At 60.7% G+C, this 18,743-nt stretch carries 18 protein-coding genes; 6 read left to right on the top strand and 12 right to left on the bottom strand.

Going from position 1 to position 18,743, the window contains the following annotated elements; all coding sequences use genetic code 11:
• Genes ACO6VD_RS24870 through ACO6VD_RS24860 form a run of 3 tightly spaced genes read left to right on the top strand, consistent with a single transcriptional unit; the run spans position 1 to position 2,349 of the window.
• Positions 1–771 carry an ABC transporter ATP-binding protein gene (locus ACO6VD_RS24870; RefSeq protein ID WP_422422604.1) on the top strand — a complete coding sequence of 257 codons (771 nt, stop codon included), beginning with the start codon at positions 1–3 and terminating at the stop codon, positions 769–771.
• A gap of 1 nt (position 772) precedes the next feature.
• The gene (locus ACO6VD_RS24865; protein WP_422422590.1) at positions 773–1,711 is read left to right on the top strand and encodes an MlaD family protein; all 939 of its coding nucleotides are present in this window, start codon (positions 773–775) and stop codon (positions 1,709–1,711) included.
• Complete coding sequence (locus ACO6VD_RS24860; RefSeq protein ID WP_422422589.1) at positions 1,708–2,349, top strand: ABC-type transport auxiliary lipoprotein family protein; 642 nt, start codon at positions 1,708–1,710, stop codon at positions 2,347–2,349. The genes ACO6VD_RS24865 and ACO6VD_RS24860 overlap by 4 nt, the downstream gene beginning before the upstream one ends.
• Here the strand turns inward: ACO6VD_RS24860 and ACO6VD_RS24855 are convergent.
• From ACO6VD_RS24855 to ACO6VD_RS24835, 5 genes are all read right to left on the bottom strand, one after another.
• Entirely contained in the window at positions 2,331–3,560 is a 1,230-nt protein-coding gene (locus ACO6VD_RS24855) for a nucleoside recognition domain-containing protein (protein WP_422422588.1), read from the bottom strand. The two genes, ACO6VD_RS24860 and ACO6VD_RS24855, sit on opposite strands and share 19 nt — an antisense overlap.
• 203 nt (positions 3,561–3,763) lie before the next feature.
• Positions 3,764–5,095 (bottom strand): glutamate/aspartate:proton symporter GltP, encoded by a 1,332-nt coding sequence (gltP, locus tag ACO6VD_RS24850; RefSeq protein WP_038605269.1) that lies wholly within the window; start codon positions 5,093–5,095, stop codon positions 3,764–3,766.
• Between the two features lie 762 nt (positions 5,096–5,857).
• On the bottom strand, positions 5,858–6,019 hold the full coding sequence (locus tag ACO6VD_RS24845; protein ID WP_400172148.1) for a DUF1328 domain-containing protein: 162 nt from the start codon (positions 6,017–6,019) through the stop codon (positions 5,858–5,860).
• A 44-nt stretch (positions 6,020–6,063) separates the two neighbouring features.
• A complete protein-coding gene (locus ACO6VD_RS24840) occupies positions 6,064–6,336 on the bottom strand; it encodes a hypothetical protein (RefSeq protein ID WP_422422587.1) in 273 nt (90 codons plus the stop codon).
• 172 nt (positions 6,337–6,508) lie between these two features.
• A complete protein-coding gene (locus tag ACO6VD_RS24835) occupies positions 6,509–7,345 on the bottom strand; it encodes a BON domain-containing protein (RefSeq protein ID WP_422422586.1) in 837 nt (278 codons plus the stop codon).
• Positions 7,346–7,552: 207 nt separating this feature from the next.
• Between ACO6VD_RS24835 and algB the strand changes: the two genes are divergently transcribed.
• Together algB and ACO6VD_RS24825 are read left to right on the top strand one after the other, a co-directional pair.
• On the top strand, positions 7,553–8,899 hold the full coding sequence (gene algB / locus ACO6VD_RS24830) for a sigma-54-dependent response regulator transcription factor AlgB (protein ID WP_422422585.1): 1,347 nt from the start codon (positions 7,553–7,555) through the stop codon (positions 8,897–8,899).
• Positions 8,896–10,683, top strand: a complete 1,788-nt coding sequence (locus tag ACO6VD_RS24825; RefSeq protein ID WP_422422584.1) for a KinB sensor domain-containing domain — start codon at positions 8,896–8,898, stop codon at positions 10,681–10,683. The genes algB and ACO6VD_RS24825 overlap by 4 nt, the downstream gene beginning before the upstream one ends.
• A gap of 12 nt (positions 10,684–10,695) precedes the next feature.
• On the opposite strand, the gene ACO6VD_RS24820 is transcribed toward ACO6VD_RS24825, so the two are convergent.
• From ACO6VD_RS24820 to ACO6VD_RS24790, 7 genes are all read right to left on the bottom strand, one after another.
• Positions 10,696–12,315, bottom strand: a complete 1,620-nt coding sequence (locus ACO6VD_RS24820; protein ID WP_422422583.1) for an EAL domain-containing protein — start codon at positions 12,313–12,315, stop codon at positions 10,696–10,698.
• Positions 12,316–12,393: 78 nt separating this feature from the next.
• Positions 12,394–13,167, bottom strand: coding sequence for an N-acetylmuramoyl-L-alanine amidase (locus tag ACO6VD_RS24815; protein WP_422422582.1), 774 nt, complete (start codon positions 13,165–13,167; stop codon positions 12,394–12,396).
• Between the two features lie 61 nt (positions 13,168–13,228).
• Complete coding sequence (locus ACO6VD_RS24810; protein WP_422422581.1) at positions 13,229–15,232, bottom strand: diguanylate cyclase; 2,004 nt, start codon at positions 15,230–15,232, stop codon at positions 13,229–13,231.
• Between the two features lie 28 nt (positions 15,233–15,260).
• The gene (locus ACO6VD_RS24805; protein ID WP_422422603.1) at positions 15,261–16,118 is read right to left on the bottom strand and encodes an endonuclease/exonuclease/phosphatase family protein; all 858 of its coding nucleotides are present in this window, start codon (positions 16,116–16,118) and stop codon (positions 15,261–15,263) included.
• 9 nt (positions 16,119–16,127) lie between these two features.
• The gene (gene dsbA, locus ACO6VD_RS24800; protein WP_400172157.1) at positions 16,128–16,757 is read right to left on the bottom strand and encodes a thiol:disulfide interchange protein DsbA; all 630 of its coding nucleotides are present in this window, start codon (positions 16,755–16,757) and stop codon (positions 16,128–16,130) included.
• A 167-nt stretch (positions 16,758–16,924) separates the two neighbouring features.
• Positions 16,925–17,542 (bottom strand): c-type cytochrome, encoded by a 618-nt coding sequence (locus ACO6VD_RS24795; protein WP_422422580.1) that lies wholly within the window; start codon positions 17,540–17,542, stop codon positions 16,925–16,927.
• A gap of 33 nt (positions 17,543–17,575) precedes the next feature.
• Entirely contained in the window at positions 17,576–17,878 is a 303-nt protein-coding gene (locus tag ACO6VD_RS24790; RefSeq protein ID WP_422422579.1) for a c-type cytochrome, read from the bottom strand.
• Between the two features lie 191 nt (positions 17,879–18,069).
• On the opposite strand from ACO6VD_RS24790, the gene yihA reads away from it, so the two are divergent.
• Positions 18,070–18,702 carry a ribosome biogenesis GTP-binding protein YihA/YsxC gene (gene yihA / locus ACO6VD_RS24785; RefSeq protein ID WP_422422578.1) on the top strand — a complete coding sequence of 211 codons (633 nt, stop codon included), beginning with the start codon at positions 18,070–18,072 and terminating at the stop codon, positions 18,700–18,702.
• Positions 18,703–18,743 lie beyond the last annotated feature (41 nt).

Here is an 18,743-nt window from a genome sequence, read left to right as displayed (position 1 = left end):
GTGATCGAAGCGCGGGGCATCTGCAACCGCTTCGGTACCCAGAGCGTGCACGAACAGCTGGACCTGGACCTGTACCGCGGCGAGATCCTGGCCGTGGTCGGTGGTTCTGGCAGTGGCAAGTCGGTACTGCTGCGCAGCATCGTTGGTCTACGACGGCCGAACGAGGGGCAGGTGAAGGTATTCGGCCAGGACCTCAGTGGTCTCAACGACGAGCAGCGCTCGAAGGTTGAACGGCGCTTTGGCGTGTTGTTCCAGAAGGGCGCGCTGTTCTCGTCGCTGACGGTCACTGAGAACGTCGCCTTGCCGCTGATCGAGCATGCGGGCCTGTCGCGCGCCGACGCCGAGCACCTGGCCGGGGTCAAGCTGGCGCTGGCCGGCTTGCCGATTTCCGCCGCCGACAAATACCCCTCATCGCTCTCCGGCGGCATGATCAAACGCGCAGCGTTGGCCCGCGCCCTGGCCCTGGACCCGGACATTCTGTTTCTCGATGAACCCACCGCAGGCCTGGACCCGATCGGTGCGGCGGCCTTCGACCAGTTGATCCTGACCCTGCGCGATGCTTTGGGCCTGAGTGTGTTCCTGATCACCCACGACCTCGACACCCTCTACACCATCACCGACCGGGTGGCAGTGCTGTCGCAGAAGAAGGTCCTGGTGGCAGGCCCGCTTGCCCAGGTCGAAGACACTGACGATGCCTGGATTCACGAATACTTCCATGGCCCGCGTGGCCGTGCGGCGTATCAGGCCGCCACAGCGGCAAAGGAGCTCTGAAATGGAAACCCGTGCACATCACGTGCTGATTGGTCTGGTCACCGTCATTGTGGTCGCCGGCGCCATGTTGTTCGGCCTGTGGCTGACCAAGTCCAGCGTCGACAGCACCTTCAAGGATTACCAAGTCGTGTTCAACGAGGCGGTGTCCGGCTTGTCCCGCGGCAGCTCGGTGCAGTACAGCGGCATCAAGGTCGGTGACGTCACCAGCCTGCGCCTGGACCCCAAGGATCCGCGCCGGGTACTGGCTCAGGTACGTCTGAGCGCCGATACCCCGGTCAAAGAGGACACCCGGGCCAAACTGACCCTGACCGGCATCACCGGCACCTCTTTCATTCAGCTCAGCGGCGGTACGCCACAAAGCCCCGAGCTCAAAGGTAAGGACGGCAAGCTGCCGGTGATCGTCGCCTCGCCGTCACCGATCGCACGTCTGCTCGACGACGGCAGCGACCTGCTGAGCAATATCAACATGCTGGTGCACAACGCCAACCAGATGTTTTCCGAGGACAACGCCACACAATTGAGCAAAACCCTGGCGAACCTGGAACAGACGACAGCAGCGTTCAGCGACCAGCGTGGGGATATCCGCACCGCCATCCAGCAACTGGCCCAGGTCGGCAATCAGGCCAGCTCCATGCTCGAACAGACCAGCGACCTGATGCGCAACGCCAATGGCCTGCTCAACAGCCAGGGCAAGCAAGCCTTCGGCAGCGCCGAACAGGCCATGCAGTCATTGGCGCAGAGCACCGCGACCCTCAACAGCCTGCTCAATGACAACCGCGAAGCCCTCGATGGCGGCGCCCAGGGCCTGAACCAGCTGGCACCGGCGATCCGCGAACTGCGCGAGACCCTCAACTCGCTGAAGGCGATTTCCCAGCGCCTGGAAGCAAACCCCAGCGGCTACCTGCTCGGCCGTGACACAAACAAGGAGTTCACGCCATGAGTCGTACCTGCCGCTTTCTGGCCCTGGCTGCGGCGCTGAGCCTGGGCAGTGCCTGTTCGATCCTGCCGCAGGCAGATCCGGCTGACGTCTATCGCCTGCCTTCGGCACAAGCCGCCAGGACGGTACCGGTTAGCACTTCTGCCAACTGGTCGCTGCGCCTGAACAAACCGCTCGCCAGTGACGCGCTGAACAATCCGAAAATTGCCGTGGTCCCGCAAGGCAACCTGATCAGTAACTACAAAGGGGCGCGCTGGAGCGATCCAGCACCGTTGCTGCTGCGCAACCGCATGCTCGATGCCTTCCAGCGCGACGGCCGGGTGCCGCGGCTCAGTGCCGATGACAGCAACCTGCAGGCCGACTATGAGCTTGCCGGCGAGCTACAGGCGTTCCAGAGCGAGTACAGCGCCGACGGCCTGGCCGTGGTGATTCGCTATGACGCGCGACTGGTGCAAGGGCGCAACCAGCGCATCCTCGCCAGCCGACGCTTCGAAGTACGTCAGCCGGTGAGTGACAAGCAGGTACCGGCAGTGGTCAACGGCTTTGGCAGTGCCAGTGACCAGCTAATGGCGCAACTGGTGGACTGGACGCTGGCCCAGGCCAACCAGGCCCAGGCTCAGCTTCAGGCAAAGAACCAGTAGCAGACGCAAATGGCCGCGATCACCCCGGCCAGTTCCGCCAGCAACGCACAGCCCACCGCATGGCGGGCGCGCTGGATACCGACGGCACCGAAGTAGACTGCCAACACGTAGAAGGTGGTTTCGGTGCTGCCCTGAATGGTCGCCGCCACCAGCGCCGGGAAGCTGTCGACCCCGTGGGTCTGCATGGTTTCAATCAGCATTGCCCGTGCGGCGCTGCCAGAGAACGGTTTGACCAGCGCCGTCGGCAGGCCCTCGACGAAGCGCGTATCCATCCCCAGCCACTCCACGACATGGCGGATGCCGTCCAGACTCAGCTCCAGAGCGCCTGAGGCGCGCAGCACGCCGACTGCGCAGAGCATGGCGACCAGATAGGGCAAGAGGCTCTTGGCGACGTCAAAACCCTCTTTGGCGCCCTCTACGAAGGTTTCATAAACCTTCACCCGCTTGAACGCGCCAATCACCAGGAACAGGATGATCAGACCAAACAGGGTCAGGTTGCCGAGGATCGACGACAACCCGGCCAGGGCCGTCGCCGAGAGCGTGCCAAGGAACGCCATGAAGCCGCCCAGCAGCAGGGCGCCTGGTATCAGGTAAGCCAGCACCACCGGGTCCCACAGACGCAGGCGCTGCATCACCGCCACCGAGAGCAGGCCGACCAGGGTCGAGGCGCTGGTGGCCAGCAGGATCGGCAGGAACACCAGCGTCGGGTCCGGGGCGCCTTGCTGGGCGCGGTACATGAAGATCGTCACCGGCAGCAGGGTCAAGGACGAGGCGTTGAGCACCAGGAACAGGATCTGCGCATTGCTGGCAGTGGTCGAGCTGGGGTTGAGCTCTTGCAGAGAACGCATGGCCTTGAGGCCGATAGGGGTCGCGGCGTTGTCCAGGCCCAGGCCGTTGGCGGCGAAGTTCAGGGTGATCAGGCCCAGCGCCGGGTGGCCGGGCGGGACTTCCGGCATCAGGCGGGCGAACAGCGGGCCGAGGATCTTCGCCAGCCAGTCAACGATACCGGCCTTTTCAGCGATCTTCAGAAAGCCCAGCCAGAGAGTCAGGGTGCCGAACAGCAAGACCATCACCTCGACCGACAGCTTGGCCATGGCGAAGATGCTCTCGACCATTGCGGCGAAAATCCCGGCATTGCCGCCTACCAGCCATTGCGCCAGCGCGGAGATGGCCGCGACCAAGAAAAAACCAAGCCAAAGGCCGTTGAGCATCCGTTGTTCCCCCACAAAGTTGCGACGAATGATAGCGGTAGCGGCCGGGCAATGCACCGAGCTTTCCCCGGTGGGAGCGGGCTTGCCCCGCGGTTGCGGTGTGTCAGTCAAATCGCATCGCGGGGCAAGCCCGCGCCTACCGGGGGGTGGAAAACAAAAAAGCCCCGACCAGGTCGGGGCTTTTCGTTCAGCCAGACTGCACCTTAGTGGTTGGCAGTCTTGCCGGCAGGAGCGGCTTCTTTGCTGCGCCAGTGCGGCAGCGAGTTCCAGTAGCGCTGGCCTTTGGCATCGTCATACATGCCTTCCCAGCGTGCGATAACCAGCACGGCCAGGGCGTTGCCGATAACGTTCAGAGCGGTACGGGCCATGTCCATGATGCGGTCGACACCGGCGATGAAAGCCAGACCTTCCAGCGGGATGCCGACGCTGCCCAGGGTGGCCAGCAGCACCACGAAGGACACACCCGGAACACCGGCAATACCCTTGGAGGTGACCATCAGGGTAAGCACCAGCAGCAGCTGCTGGCTGATCGACAGGTCGATGCCGTACAGCTGGGCAATGAAGATGGCCGCGATGCTCTGGTACAGGGTCGAACCGTCAAGGTTGAACGAGTAGCCGGTCGGGACCACGAAGCTGCAGATGGCCTTCGGCGCACCATAGGCTTCCATCTTCTCGATCACGCGCGGCAGCACGGTTTCGGAACTGGCGGTGGAGTAGGCCAGGACCAGCTCGTCCTTGAAGATGCGCATCAGCTTCAGGATCGAGAAACCAAACAGGCGAGCGATCAGACCCAGCACCATGAAGCCGAAGAAGGCGATGGCGAAGTAGACCAGCAGTACCAGCTTGGCCAGCGGCAGCAGCGACGCGAAGCCGAAGTTGGCAACGGTCACGGCGATCAGCGCGAACACACCGATTGGCGCGTAGTTCATGATCATGTGAGTGACCTTGAACATGGCTTCGGAAACGCCCTGGAAGGTTTTCACCAGCGGATCGCGGATCTCTGCCTGCAGGCTCGACAGACCCAGGCCGAACAGTACCGAGAAGAAGATGATCGGCAGCATTTCGCCACGCATCAGCGCTGCGAAGATGTTCGACGGAATCAGGTTGAGGATGGTCTCGATGAACGCGTGTTCATGCTGTACCTCGGCCGCAGTTGCCTGATACTTGGAGATATCGACGGTACCCAGGGTACTCATGTCGATACCGGCACCCGGGTGGAACAGGTTAGCCAGAACCAGACCGACCACGATCGCGATGGTGGTGACCACCTCGAAGTAAATGATGGTCTTGAGGCCGATACTGCCCAGTTTTTTCGCGTCGCCAACCCCGGCGATACCCACGATCAGCGACGAAATCACGATCGGGATGACGATCATCTTGATCAGGCGAATGAAGATGTCACCAGCAGGTTGCAGGACGTTACTGATCCACCATGCCTTTTCTGCACTGAAATGGTTCAGTAAAGCGCCAATTGCAATCCCCAGTACCAGACCGATGAGGATCTGCCAGGCGAGGCTTAGCTTTGCCTTCTTCATGTCGTTACCTTTTCTTCAAGTGGAAACGGCCACCAGGCTGATAACCGCGATCCAGAGCTGTTTCCAGCAATCCACATCGTTTTGGCTATCCGCCGATGACACCGTAAAAGGTCACCGCAAGCGAGCGTAGGAACGCTCAGGCCAGCGAAAAAAGGCGCAACTATTCCGACGTGGGGGGGCTCCGTCTAATGCCGTAAACGACTACCCCATGCCGAATCGGCATGAGGTTTATCGGCCAAAACGTACGTCACAATGGGTTGCCAGACGATCGTTCGGAATTCCGACGATGGCCAAAGCGCCAAATTCCGGCAGATTTGGACGTATCCAGCTGAATGCATAAAGCCATTGTTCGACAATCCGAATGCGTGAAACCGCCTCGAATCGAACGCCCTGGCAGGGTGAAAAAATATCGATGTACGGTCGCGCTGAAATATGCGTCGACGCGTCTGGCAGAAAATGCCGAAAGGATCGGTAGGGAGCGAACGATTGCCACAGCGATGCGGAAGTCAGATCAAGGGTTTCCCTCTGAGAGGAACCACCAGACCTGGAACTTCCGCTATCGCTTTACCCGACCCGGCCCTCATCGGAGGCACTCCTTGTACCCCTAGGCCCCTCCGATCCTGCAACAATCAGAGCAGCCCGGCCCCTTGGTCATGTGCCGGCCTTCCTCAGGCGGGCACAACATAGAAGCTTGAAATGGAAAAAGGTTCAGCTTCTATATATGTACGTGAATGCCCAGTCGCACTCAGTACCTGTCTTTAATCAACTTCTACCTCGGCCGAAGAAGAAAGAAGCCACGAACAGCACCAGGAAGACGATGAACAGGATCTTCGCGATTCCGGTAGCGGCGCCGGCGATACCACCGAAGCCCAGCACGGCGGCGACAATGGCGATAATCAGAAAGGTGATAGCCCAACTCAACATGGTGATTCTCCTTACCGTTCTTGAAAGAAATCCTCTGGTGACCCTCAGAACACCCAACGATCACGCGGCGTCGCTGTATTCACCAGGGCCGTGCTAGCTGCGGCAGGCCCGAAATGCATCAACTTCGTGGGAGTAGGTAATGGCGCCTTGACCACCAGGGTGGCTCGGGCAGCTACCTTTTGAGCATCCTGTACGACCTGCCAGTTGTGATGGAGCTGACCGGCAATGAGTGTCAGCAGCAGTGCCAAACTGAAGAACAGTCCCTGGCGCAACTGAAGTGGCGATATCTGCACTAGGGTGGCGGGGTGGCGGTTCATGCCGTGCTCCTCCTGCTGCATTCATTGTTGTCTTGCAGTAGTTATTGCAGAGTGCATGCCAGCCTTTATTCATTGAAAATATCTTTATAAAACAATGAGATATAAAATCCACCAAGTTTCGACAGGACGTATCCTGCACGATGCCCCGCCCAAGGTCGTGCGATTTGCATGATCAGCCCTGGACCTTGCTGGCGACCTTGAGCATGTCCGCGTCCACGCCGCGAACGCCGCGAATCTGCCGGGCAACCTCGACGGCGATGGTTTTCTGCTCACTGCTGACCACCTCGCCAGACAGCCTGACAACGCCGTCCTGGGTGGCAACCTTGATGTTCGGACCGTCCAGGTTGCGGCTGTACATGAAGCTGGTCTGGACCTTGTCATTGATCCAGACATCGCTGAGTTGCGGATCGCTCCTGACCTGTTGCTGCTCTTCGCGCAGCTTGGCCATGTCGGCGGCGCTCAGGCTGATCAGGTTGTTGACCAGGAACACGCCCTCGGTGGAACTTGCCAATACGCCCGCCAACTCCTTGGCCTCGGCGCTGCTGACCTGGCCACGCAAGGTCACCACCCCTTCGCGGCTTTCTACTTCTATAGGTGTTGCCTGGGTATGGGTACTCCACAGCAACCGGGCACGGATGATGGCCGCCAGCGTCGCGTCCTCTAGACGCTGAGCGTAGGCACGCCGCTCCAGAGGCCGTTCGACCAGCTCGGCATTGACCTGCAGATCGTTCTGCACCTTCTCGATACCGCGGGTTGCCAGCGCTACCTGTTCGGCCAGTTGCCGTTCAACGTCATTCTCGACTTCGCCTTGCAAATGCGCCGTGCCTTCTTGCACCCGGACGTCGATCTTGAATGGATTGAGCAGCCGGTTCAGGGCCAAGGCGGTTTGCAGCGCGCCTTCCTGACGGGCCTGCTGCTGCGGGGAGGAGAGGGGCTCAGCAGCCACGGCGGCCACGGGCAGAGAAAACAACACGGCAGCGGCGACTGCCAACGGGTGCGGTACAGGCATGAGGAAGCCTCCGATGGGTCAGAACCTTGTTGGACAGCAAGCCGCGCACCAAGGTCCTGCCGATGTCACACCCCGGTGTTTCAAGACGTTAGATATGTCAGGGGCCAGGAGCTACCATGCAGTGATCGGAAGAAATCAGAAAAAAACATGCAACTTGCACGATTTCTCCGGCACTAAGTAGTGATCAATTAAAAAGGAGCGTAGGAAATGGAGTCAGCCCAGGAACATCAAGGTCGTATCCTGTTGGTCGACGATGAATCAGCCATCCTGCGAACCTTCCGCTACTGCCTGGAGGACGAGGGCTACAGCGTGGCGACCGCCAATAGCGCAGCCCAGGCCGAAGCCTTGCTGCAGCGCCAGGTCTTCGATTTGTGCTTCCTCGACTTGCGCCTGGGTGAAGACAACGGCCTGGATGTGTTGGCGCAGATGCGTATCCAGGCCCCCTGGATGCGCATCGTCATCGTCACAGCTCACTCAGCAGTCGATACAGCAGTCGACGCTATCCAGGCCGGTGCAGCCGACTATCTGATAAAGCCCTGCAGCCCCGATCAACTGCGCCTGGCGGCGGCCAAGCAACTGGAAGTGCGCCAGCTGTCGGCTCGACTGGAAGCGCTGGAAGGCGAAGTACACAAACCTAAGGACGGACTCGACTCGCACAGCCCGGCAATGATGGTGGTGCTGGAAACCGCACGCCAGGTTGCCAGCACCGATGCCAACATCCTCATTCTCGGTGAATCCGGTACCGGCAAGGGCGAGCTGGCCAGGGCCATTCATGGCTGGAGCAAGCGCGCGCGCAAAGCCTGTGTGACCATCAACTGCCCCTCACTCACCGCCGAGCTGATGGAAAGCGAACTGTTCGGTCATAGCCGCGGTGCGTTTACCGGGGCCAGTGAAAGTACCCTGGGCCGCGTTAACCAGGCTGATGGCGGCACCTTGTTTCTCGACGAAATCGGCGACTTCCCGCTGGCACTGCAACCCAAGCTGCTGCGTTTTATCCAGGACAAGGAATACGAACGAGTCGGCGACCCGGTCACCCGCCGTGCCGACGTGCGCATTCTGGCGGCGACCAACCTCAACCTCGAGGACATGGTCCGCGACGGTCGCTTCCGCGAAGACCTGCTGTATCGGCTGAACGTCATCACCCTGCACCTGCCGCCGCTGCGCGAGCGCAGCGAGGACATCCTGGCCCTCGCCGATCGCTTTCTTGCGCGCTTCGTCAAAGAGTACTCAAGACCCGCCCGCGTGTTCAGCGATGAAGCCCGGGCAGCCATGCTCAACTATCGCTGGCCGGGGAACATTCGCGAGCTGCGCAACGTGGTCGAGCGGGCCAGTATCATCTGCCCTCAGGAGCGGGTCGAGATCAGCCACCTGGGCATGGCCGAACAGCCGGCCAGCAATGCACCGCGCATTGGCGCAGCATTGAGCCTGGACGAGCTGGAACGCGCCCATATCGGTGCAGTGCTGGCCACCAGCGAAACCCTCGACCAGGCTGCCAAGACCTTGGGCATCGATGCCTCGACCCTGTACCGCAAGCGTAAGCAGTACAACCTATGAAATTGTCGGTGAAGCTGCGAACGCGGCTTTTTCTCAGCATTTCGGCGCTGATCACCGTGGCCTTGTTTGGCTTGTTACTGGGCCTGGTCAGCGTGCTGCAGATGGCCAGTTCGCAGCAGGCCCTGATCCGCGAGAACACCGCGACCCTCGACCTGGGTCTGAAACTGCGACAGAACCTCGGTGAACAACTGACATTGATGCTCACTGAGTCAGCCGACCGCATTGCGCTTGATAGCTTGCAGACCCAGTTTCAACGGCTATTGGATGAAGGCATCAAGCAGGAAGGCAATCGCGGCGCCGATAAAGATTTTGCCGACACCAACAGCCATTATCAGCGCTACCTCCAGGCGTTTCGCGACGCCCCCGTTCCTGCTTACAGCCTGGGTGCCGAACAGCCGCTGGGCAAAGCCTTCGGTTTGCTGCGCAGCAATCTGGTCGAGGCTCACAAGCGTGCACTGGACCATATCAACCAAAGCGAACAGCGCAGCTTTGAACGTGCCGTGCTGATCTCAAGCCTGCTCGGTCTGGTGGGCTTGAGCGTGCTGATTCTGGGTTTCGTGACCGCCCATGGCATCGCTCGACGCTTTGGCCAGCCCATCGAGGCATTGGCCAAAGCTGCTGACCAGATCGGGCAGGGAGACTTTGACATCACCTTGCCGGTCTCCCACGCCCAGGAGATGAACCAACTGACCCGACGCTTCGGCTTGATGGCTGAAGCCTTGCGCAAACATCAGGCGACCAACGTCGATGAATTGCTCGCCGGCCAGCAGCGCCTGCAAGCCGTGCTCGACAGTATCGATGACGGCCTGCTGATCATCGACCGTCAAGGCCACCTTGAACACATCAACCCGGTTGCCCAACGGCAACTGAGCTGGGACGACAGCCGGCTGGGCAGGGGCCTTGGTGAAGCGCTGCAGCGCCCGGAGCTTGATGCGCAACTGCGCCTGGTACTGCGTGGCGCCAGCCTGGACAAGGTGCCTGAAGACCTGGCCCTGGAAATAGATGAAGAACCGCGCCTGCTGGCTTACAGCCTGACGCCGGTCTGCCGTCCCGATGGACAGATTCTCGGCGCCGTCATGGTGTTGCACGACGTGACTGAACTGCGCGCCTTCGAGCGGGTGCGCAGCGAGTTTGTCTTGCGCGCGTCCCACGAGTTGCGCACACCGGTCACAGGTATGCACATGGCCTTCGGCCTGCTACGTGAACGCCTGACCTTTCCACCGCAAACGCGAGAGGCCGACCTGCTCGACACGATCGCTGAAGAAATGCAGCGTCTTACGCAACTGATCAACGACCTGCTGAATTTTTCCCGCTACCAAAGCGGCCAGCAGAAACTCGAACTGACGCCCTGTGCTGTAGACACGTTACTCAACCGTGCCTGCGAACGATTTGCCGGACCGGCAGGAGACAAACAGATAGCGCTTGAGGTGGAACTGGTAGCGCCGCTGCCGCATATCCAGGCCGATGCGGCACAACTGGATCGGGTGATGGACAACCTGCTGGACAACGCCGTGCGTCACACCCCGGTGGCCGGCAGCATTCGCCTGCATGCCAGGCGCCATGAAGAACGGGTAATCATCAGCATCGAAGACAATGGCGAAGGTATCGCCTACAGCCAGCAAGGGCGGATCTTTGAGCCTTTCGTCCAGGTCGGGCGCAAGAAAGGCGGGGCGGGGCTGGGGTTGGCGTTGTGCAAGGAAATCGTTCAGCTGCATGGCGGGCGCATGGGGGTTTATTCGCGACCAGGACAAGGCACCCAGTTCTACATGGCGCTGCCCGTCTGAAGCCGCAGCGCGTCACGCTTCGTCGTCGATCCGCCGTGGCGTCATGCGGCGGCCGCGGGTAATCAGCTCGACGAATTGACGCGCGCTGAGCGGATGAGCGAACAACCAGCCCTGTCCGTAATTCACACCCTCGCTGTTGAGCAGCATGGCCTGGTCTTCATACTCGATACCTTCGGCAATCACCCGCAACTGCAGGGCATGCGCCATGCGGATGATATGCGGCGCCACACCACTGCTGGCAGCGTCATGCCCCAGGGCGTCGATAAACGCCTTATCGATTTTCAAGCAGTCTACCGGCAGCGTTTGCAGGTACGCCAGGCTGCAGTAGCCCGTCCCGAAGTCATCGATCAGCACCTGATGACCGACCGCGCGCAAGGCTTGCAGGTTGTCGCGGGCAACCACCACATCGATCAGCCCGCGCTCAGTGACCTCGAAGGCGATCTGGCTGGCAGAAACATGGTGCAAGGCCAGTAGCCGTGCCGCGACCCTGCCGATCCTCGGCACCATCACATCGCAGGCGGCGAGGTTGACCGATATATACAGTTGCCTATTGGCCCGCAGTAGCTGTCCCAACTGCTCCAGCACACGTTGCAGGACGAAGTCGGTAATCGGGCGGATCTGGCCGGTATTCTCCGCCAGGGGTATGAACAGGTCAGGACTGGTCAGGGTGCCATCAGGCCGACGCCAGCGCACCAATGCTTCAGCGCCGACACAACGGCGGCTGTTTAGCTCGAAGATGGGCTGATACAGCACCTGCAATTCCCCGCGGCGCAATGCACCCTGCAGCTCGGAACTCATCGAACGACGCTGACGCACCAATTGCAGTACCAGCCAACCGAGGCACCACGCCAGTACCAGGCTGCCGGGAAACAGCAGCCAGAGCACGCCATTCATCTTCAACGGCAGGCTGGCGCGTGGCGCAATCAGGACCAATTGATAATCCGGTGATTTGGTCGGCATGCGGTAAATCAAACGATCAGGCAGCTCCAGCAGCGACTCCTTGGATGTCGGCGGCCAGTCGGTCGAGGGCGGCCAGGCCTGGGGCGGGCCGAGCACCGGTACTGCACGCGTGCCGTTATCCAGCACCACCAGCAAGCTGCCGTCCGGGGGCAGGTCGACCACATCGGTCAAGTGTCCACGGGAGGTCGCGACCAGGAACTTGCCGCGCCCAAGCATCAACGCCGCAAGGTTGTCATCGGGTTCGGTGGTGGTATTGAGCCAGTAGCTGTAGGTCGGCCCCTGAATGTCCGGAGGCCGCAAGGGCTTGATGGTGCGTGTGCCAATTCGGTTGGAGCAGGCAACCGTGCCATCGACATAGGCTGCTTCATAAACAAAGCGGTAGTTGAAGCCAATCTGTTGCAGGACGCCCAGCATCGCCGCATCACAGCCGCGAAGGGGTTGCGCCTGGAGTTCATCGACGCCCTCGCGCAGCTGCCCGAAAATTTGCTCCAGGCGCTCGAGAAAGCGCTCGCCCTTGGCATTCATCTGCTCGCTTTCGCTCTGCTGCATCTGGTGCATGGCGACGCCGATGCTGGCGATCAGCAGCAGCACTGCGCTGGCCGAAGCCGCAAGAGTGGCCAGTAACCAGGGACGGTAGAGCAAGTGGCGCAGCACAGAAAGGGCAGCTGACATCAAGACACATCCAGTTGAATACCAAGAGGTATAGCAACTGGAGGTGAAGTCAGCCTGCCCGTTTGGCGGTGCCACTGCTTAACGGCTGTTGAGCACCTGCAACATCGCCGCTGTTTGCGCGTCCGCCACGCCGTCAAAACGCTGCGGACGGAAGCGCATCTGGAAGGCCGCCAGCACATGCCTGGTGCTGACGTCATAGACCCCGGTCTGCTCGATGGCATAGCCGAAACGGGCCAATTGCTGCTGATACCAGGTGATGCTTGGCGGATTGACGCTGAAGCGCGCTTGCTGCTGGGCTACCGCCCGGGCATCTGGCCAGACACCCAGACCGGCATCGGCCAGGCGCTTCCAGGGGAACATCGGGCCCGGATCGAGCTTGCGTGATGGCGCGATATCACTGTGGCCAATGATGTAGCGGGGCTGGATGTTATTGCGCTTGACGATATCTTTGAGCAGCGCGATCAACGCTTCTATCTGCGCTTCGGTGTAAGGCTGCCAGACCCGTCCGCTCGGGGTATCGGTAAAGCCCGGGTTGACGATTTCGATACCGATGGAGCTGGAGTTGAGCCAGGTACGGCCATCCCACTGACTGTCGCCGGCATGCCAGGCGCGCCGGCTTTCATCGACCAACTGATAGACGGTCGCCGGCGAGTCGCCGACCAGGTAGTGGCTGCTGACTTCACCGTGGGTCAGCAATTGCAGGGAGCGCTCCAGCGAGGCATTAGTGTAATGCAGGACGATAAATTGAATGCGTCCGTCCTGGTTGACCGAAGGGTGGCTGCGATCGATCCGCAAACCACTGCTGCAACCTGCCAGGGCCAGTAGCAGGAGCGCGGTAAGAATGGCTTTCATGGGGTAGGGCACATGTGATGGTCCGTAATGCAATAGCATAACGTATCCGCGAGACCGCCACTTACCCCTGTTCGACTCGATTTCTACCCAGATGTTTCGCTCGGTACAGGGCCTCATCGGCGCGTTTGAGCACTATCTCGCTACGCTCCCCGGTGCGGAACGCGCTGATACCGATCGAGAGGGTAATGGTGACCCGCTCACCCTTGAAGTGAAACGGACACGCCTCGATCGCCATGCGCAGGCTCTCCGCCAACTGGCAACCGGCCTGCATGGGCGTCTGCGGGATCAGCAGGACGAACTCTTCACCGCCAAAACGGGCGATGAAATCACGGCTGCGCAGGCGTTTGCGCAACACTGTGGCAACAATCTTCAGGACCTTGTCCCCGGCCTGATGGCCATAGCTATCGTTGATGCGCTTGAAGTGGTCAAGGTCGAGGATCGCCATCAGCAGATGACCACCATTTTCCTGCCAGTCGAGTACTTCCCGGTCCACCTGCTCCGACCAGGCGGCACGGTTGGGCAGGCCGGTAAGGGGATCGATCAGGGCTTTCTGACGTTGCTCTTCAAGGTGTTCGCGATAGCCCATGGCTTCCTGCTCCATGCTCGCTACCCGCTCAGCCAACCCTAGCAGGCGGCTGGCCATGTCCTGTTCGCGCTGATCGCGTTGCTGCTGATGCTCGTCCATGGTGCCGAGCAAGCCTTCGAGGCGGTTTTCCAGGACCTGCTTGAGGCTGCTCAGATCGGCAGCACCTTGCACGCTGGTTTGCAGGCCATCGACCTGCTCACGCAGCTGACTGTCCAGATCGCGTGCCGCAGAAGTGTTGTCGGCATGACCTTCGCTGGCTTCATGCAAATGGCTCTGGAACGACTCCAGACGTTCATTGAGTTGTTGCAGATAAGCTTCGAATTCGTGCTGGCCGCTGTCGTTGATCGCCAGCATCAGCACCGCCAGGTCATCCAGCACCGGCAGTAACTCGTACCAGTTCAAGCCATGCTGCAGGCGCTCGCGCATTGACTGCGCCTGGGCCTTGTAACGCTCGGGCAGGGTCAGGTCATCAAGCAGGCCCAGCAGGGTTTCCTCGATGTGTGTGGCCACCGAGCTGTAGCTCGGCTCGGTGCTCTCGGGCAGCGCGTAGTGAGGGTCCCCGTCGAGCACCTGGGCCACTTCCGACGGATCGCCCTCGGACTCGTGCAGACTGTCCTCGGGCTCCGCCGAAAGCACGGGATCGCTAGCGGCGGGAGGCTGCTCGGTTGGCGCGGGCTCAATCACCTGCGCTGGAACCGCGGGCAATTCGATGACAGGGTCCGCCTCGGGCGCCGTGACTTCGCCTGCATCGACTTCGACCGGTACTGACTGCGCAGTGTCGGCAACAACCACCTCAGCAACTTCCAGCGGTTGCAGCTCGTCGGCATCGACAGCAACCACCTCTTTGCGCTCAGGCTCTTTATGAGCGTGCGCCACAGGCGCCAACGGCTCGATAACCTCAGGTGTAAACGGCAATGCGCCGGCCATCGCCGGTTGCAACGCTTGCGCCTCGGCTTCGCGGTTACCGAACAGGCGCTGCAACAAGCCGGGACGTTGTTCCTCTTCAGGACGCTCAAGCGCCGACAGCGCCTGGCCCTGCAAACTGCTCAGCTCCCCCAGCAGCAGGGGCACTTCGCGGGACTGGCTGGCGCGGGCCTCGACCTGTTTGGCGAACTTCTTCAGCGGACGGCTGACGTCAGAGGGCAGCGGCAAGCTTTGTAACTGGCTCACCAGCGCATTCAGCGCGGTGCTGACCTGACCGATACGGGTTTCCCGGCGTTGTTCGGAGTCGAGCACGGCCTTTTCCAGGCGTGGGATCAGTCCCGCCAGGGCCGCGTCCATATTGTCGGTACGGATGACCTCGCGCATTTCCTTCATGCACTGGTCCACCGCCCGGTCGCTGCCTTCTGCGGCCAGGGTGCTGCGCACCAAACCACGGCGCAACAAATCGAGGCGAGCTTCCCAACGGCGCTCGAGCTTTTCTTGCTGTTCGATACTCTTGAGGTACTTTTCTTTCCAGCGCTGGGCTTCGTCGGTCATGCCTGGGTCCGCAGAGGGGTGATGGCAATTAGCTCAAAGCGGGCAGCGTATCCACAGCGAGGGCATCAGGCAAACGAATCTCAACCGCGACCGGAAGATGATCGGAAATAGGCTGGGCCAGCACTTCGACCCGTTCCAGGGTCAGGCTCGGGCTGAGCAGAATATGATCAAGGCAGCGCTGCGGGCGCCAACTGGGGAAGGTCGCTTGCACCTGGGGAGCAACCAGACCCAGATCGCGCAGCGGCGAGTGCTGGAGCAGGTCGTTGGCGTGGGTATTCATGTCGCCCATCAGCACCTGATGGCGGTAACCGCCGATCAGTTCACGAATGTAGGCCAGTTGCAGGGCACGGGTCTTGGCACCCAGGGCCAGGTGCATCATCACCACCACCAGCGCGTCTTCACCTTCGCCGAAACGCACCAGAATCGCCCCGCGTCCGGCCGGGCCGGGCAGGGGGTGGTCTTCAAGCAGTTGCGGCTTGAGGCGGCTGAGCACACCGTTGCTGTGCTGGGCAAAGCGCCCGAGGTTACGGTTGAGCTGCTGATACCAGTAAGGGAAGGCCCCCAGCTGGGCCAGGTGTTCGACCTGATTGACGTAGCCGGAACGCAGGCTGCCGCCGTCGGCTTCCTGCAGCGCGACAAGATCGAAGTCACCGAGCAGATCACCAATCTTCTGCAGGTTGCCGGCACGCCCGTTGTGCGGCAACAAGTGCTGCCAGCTCTTGGTCAGGTAGTGCCGGTAACGTTCGGTGCTGATACCGACCTGGATATTGAAACTGAGCAGGCGCAGCCGGCCATCCTCTGGCAGGCCGTTAGCCTGCAGGTGATGTTCGTTGACCCGCGGATCGTGCAGGCCAACGCCTCGCTCAGCTCTCCAGCGGCGCATGATGGTCGCCGCTTACTTGGCGGCGCGCTCCTTGGCGATCAGGAAGTCGGCGACGTTCAGGACGCCTTGAGGACCTTGAGCGCTGCCGAGGTCGAAGCGGTACTTGCCGTTGACGACCATGCTCGGAACGCCGGTGATTTCATACTTCTTGGCCAGTTCTTTGGCCTGAGCTACCTGGCCTTTGATGGCGAAGGAGTTGAAGGTGGCCAGGAACTTGTCCTTGTCGACGCCTTGGGTAGCCAGGAAATCGGCCATTTCATCAGGCGAAGTCAGTTTTTTGCGCTGAACCTGAATGGCTTCGAACACGGCAGCGTGAACCTTGTGCTCTACACCCATGGCTTCAAGGGTCAGGAACATCTGGCCATGGGCGTCCCATGGGCCGCCGAACATGGCAGGAATGCGCTTGAAGTTGACGTCGGCTGGCAGCTTCTCGACCCATGGGTTAACAACGGGTTCGAAGCTGTAGCAGTGCGGGCAGCCGTACCAGAACAGCTCCACCACTTCGATCTTGCCTGGCGCCGATACCGGCACCTGGTTGCTCAGCTCGACATACTCCGTGCCTGCCACCGGCTCCGCAGCCTGGGCAGTCATACCGAATACGCTGGCGGCGACCAGCGTGGCGCTGAGAATCAAATTACGCATGCTTCACTCCTGAGCAATCTATTTGGTCGCCTCGACGCGACCTGCCATCAGACAGGTCGAAGCGGGCCCGAGTTCGTTAGTGTAACGGCAGCGGGCACAAAAAAGGGCGGCCGAAGCCACCCTTTTCATCTTTACGCCGCAGTATTAACCCAGCGTTAAAGCGCAGATCAGTGCAGACCCTGGATGTAGCTGGACAGCGCTTCGATGTCCTTGTTGCTCAGCTTGGCCGCGATGGTACGCATGGTGGTGGCATCGCCATCGTTGGTGCGGTTGCCTTCGCGGAAGTCGGTCAGCTGCTTGGCCACATAGGTAGCGTGCTGGCCACCCAGGTGCGGGAAGCCGGCCAGGGCCAGGCCCGCGCCGTTCGGCGAGTGGCAACCGGTACAGGCCGGCAGGCCTTTGTCGATATCACCGCCATTGAACAGGGCACGGCCACGCTCGACCAGTTTCGGATCAGCAGCACCGACGCTGCCTTTCTGGCTGGAGAAGTAGGCAGCGATGTCAGCCATGTCCTGATCATTGAAGGCGGCGAGCATGCCGGTCATTTCCAGCACGGTGCGCTTGCCCGACTTGATGTCGTGCAGTTGTTTTTCCAGGTACTTCTCACCCTGGCCTGCAAGTTTAGGGAAGTTCGGCGCCATGCTGTTGCCGTCCGGATTGTGACAAGCGCCACATACAGCAGTTTTGGCCTGACCAGCAGCGGCATCCCCTTTGATAGGCTCTGCGGCATTGGCTGCACCAGTGACGCCCAAGGTCAACAGCAGACTCACGAGTAGTTTGTTCATCAGCTAATCCAACTACGGCTAAGGGTGAAAGAGTTATGTATCGGGACTCCGGCTCATCCACTGGATGATCGCCTGGTAGTCCTCGGCACTGCAGTCCATGCACAATCCACGCGGCGGCATAGCCTTGAAACCCTGTGTGACATGCTTCACCAGCGTCTCCATCCCCTGCGCCAGCCGTGGCTCCCATGCTGCCCGGTCACCCGGTTGCGGTGCCTGCGGTAGCTGTCCGGCATGGCAAGCGACACATGCTCGCTTGTACACTGCCTGGGGATCCTGTGTAGCCTGAGCGCTGAAAATCGGTATCAAGACACCTGCAGCAAGCAGCCATTTCGTCATACGAACGACCTTCAGGGTTGGGGGTTGCACTGCGTTCTACTGCGCGAGCTTGAATCAACCGCCCCCGTGCACATCCTCCTACGCCGGGATAATGCGCACACAAAAACTGGGGCATTATATACTCCCGTTACTGAAACGGAAACGACACCGCTTGCCGAGACCCCCTCGCGCAACGCCCAACCGGAAAAACCATGCAAGTCAAAAACCCCATCCTCGGACTCTGCCAACAGGCCAAGTTCGCTATCAGCGCCGCCAAGGTCGACCAATGTCCGCCCGACCAAGGCTTTGAAGTGGCCTTTGCCGGCCGCTCCAACGCTGGCAAGTCCAGCGCCCTGAACACCCTGACCCACGCCAGCCTGGCCCGCACCTCGAAAACCCCGGGGCGTACCCAGCTGTTGAATTTCTTCAGTCTGGACGAGGAACGGCGTTTGGTCGACTTGCCGGGCTACGGTTATGCCAAAGTGCCGATTCCGCTCAAGCAACACTGGCAGAAGCACCTGGAAGCCTACCTGGGCAGCCGCGAGGCCTTGAAGGGCTTGATCCTGATGATGGACGTGCGCCATCCGATGACTGACTTCGACCAGATGATGCTCGACTGGTCGCGGGCCTCGGGCATGCCGATGCACATCCTGTTGACCAAAGCCGACAAGCTGACCTTTGGCGCAGCCAAGAACACCTTGCTCAAAGTGCAGGCGGAAATTCGCAAGGGTTGGGGTGACAGTGTGTCCATCCAGCTGTTTTCGGCACCCAAGCGCCAGGGTCTGGAAGAGGCTTACGGCGTCCTCGCACGCTGGATGGAACTGCCGGACAAGCCCGCAGAATAAGGGCTGCCCGGCAAACGCCGGGCAAAAAAAACCCCGGACTT

Source organism: Pseudomonas sp. GZD-222 (genome assembly GCF_049310525.1).
Lineage (GTDB): Bacteria > Pseudomonadota > Gammaproteobacteria > Pseudomonadales > Pseudomonadaceae > Aquipseudomonas.
This window is presented reverse-complemented; position numbering and strand designations above follow the sequence as displayed.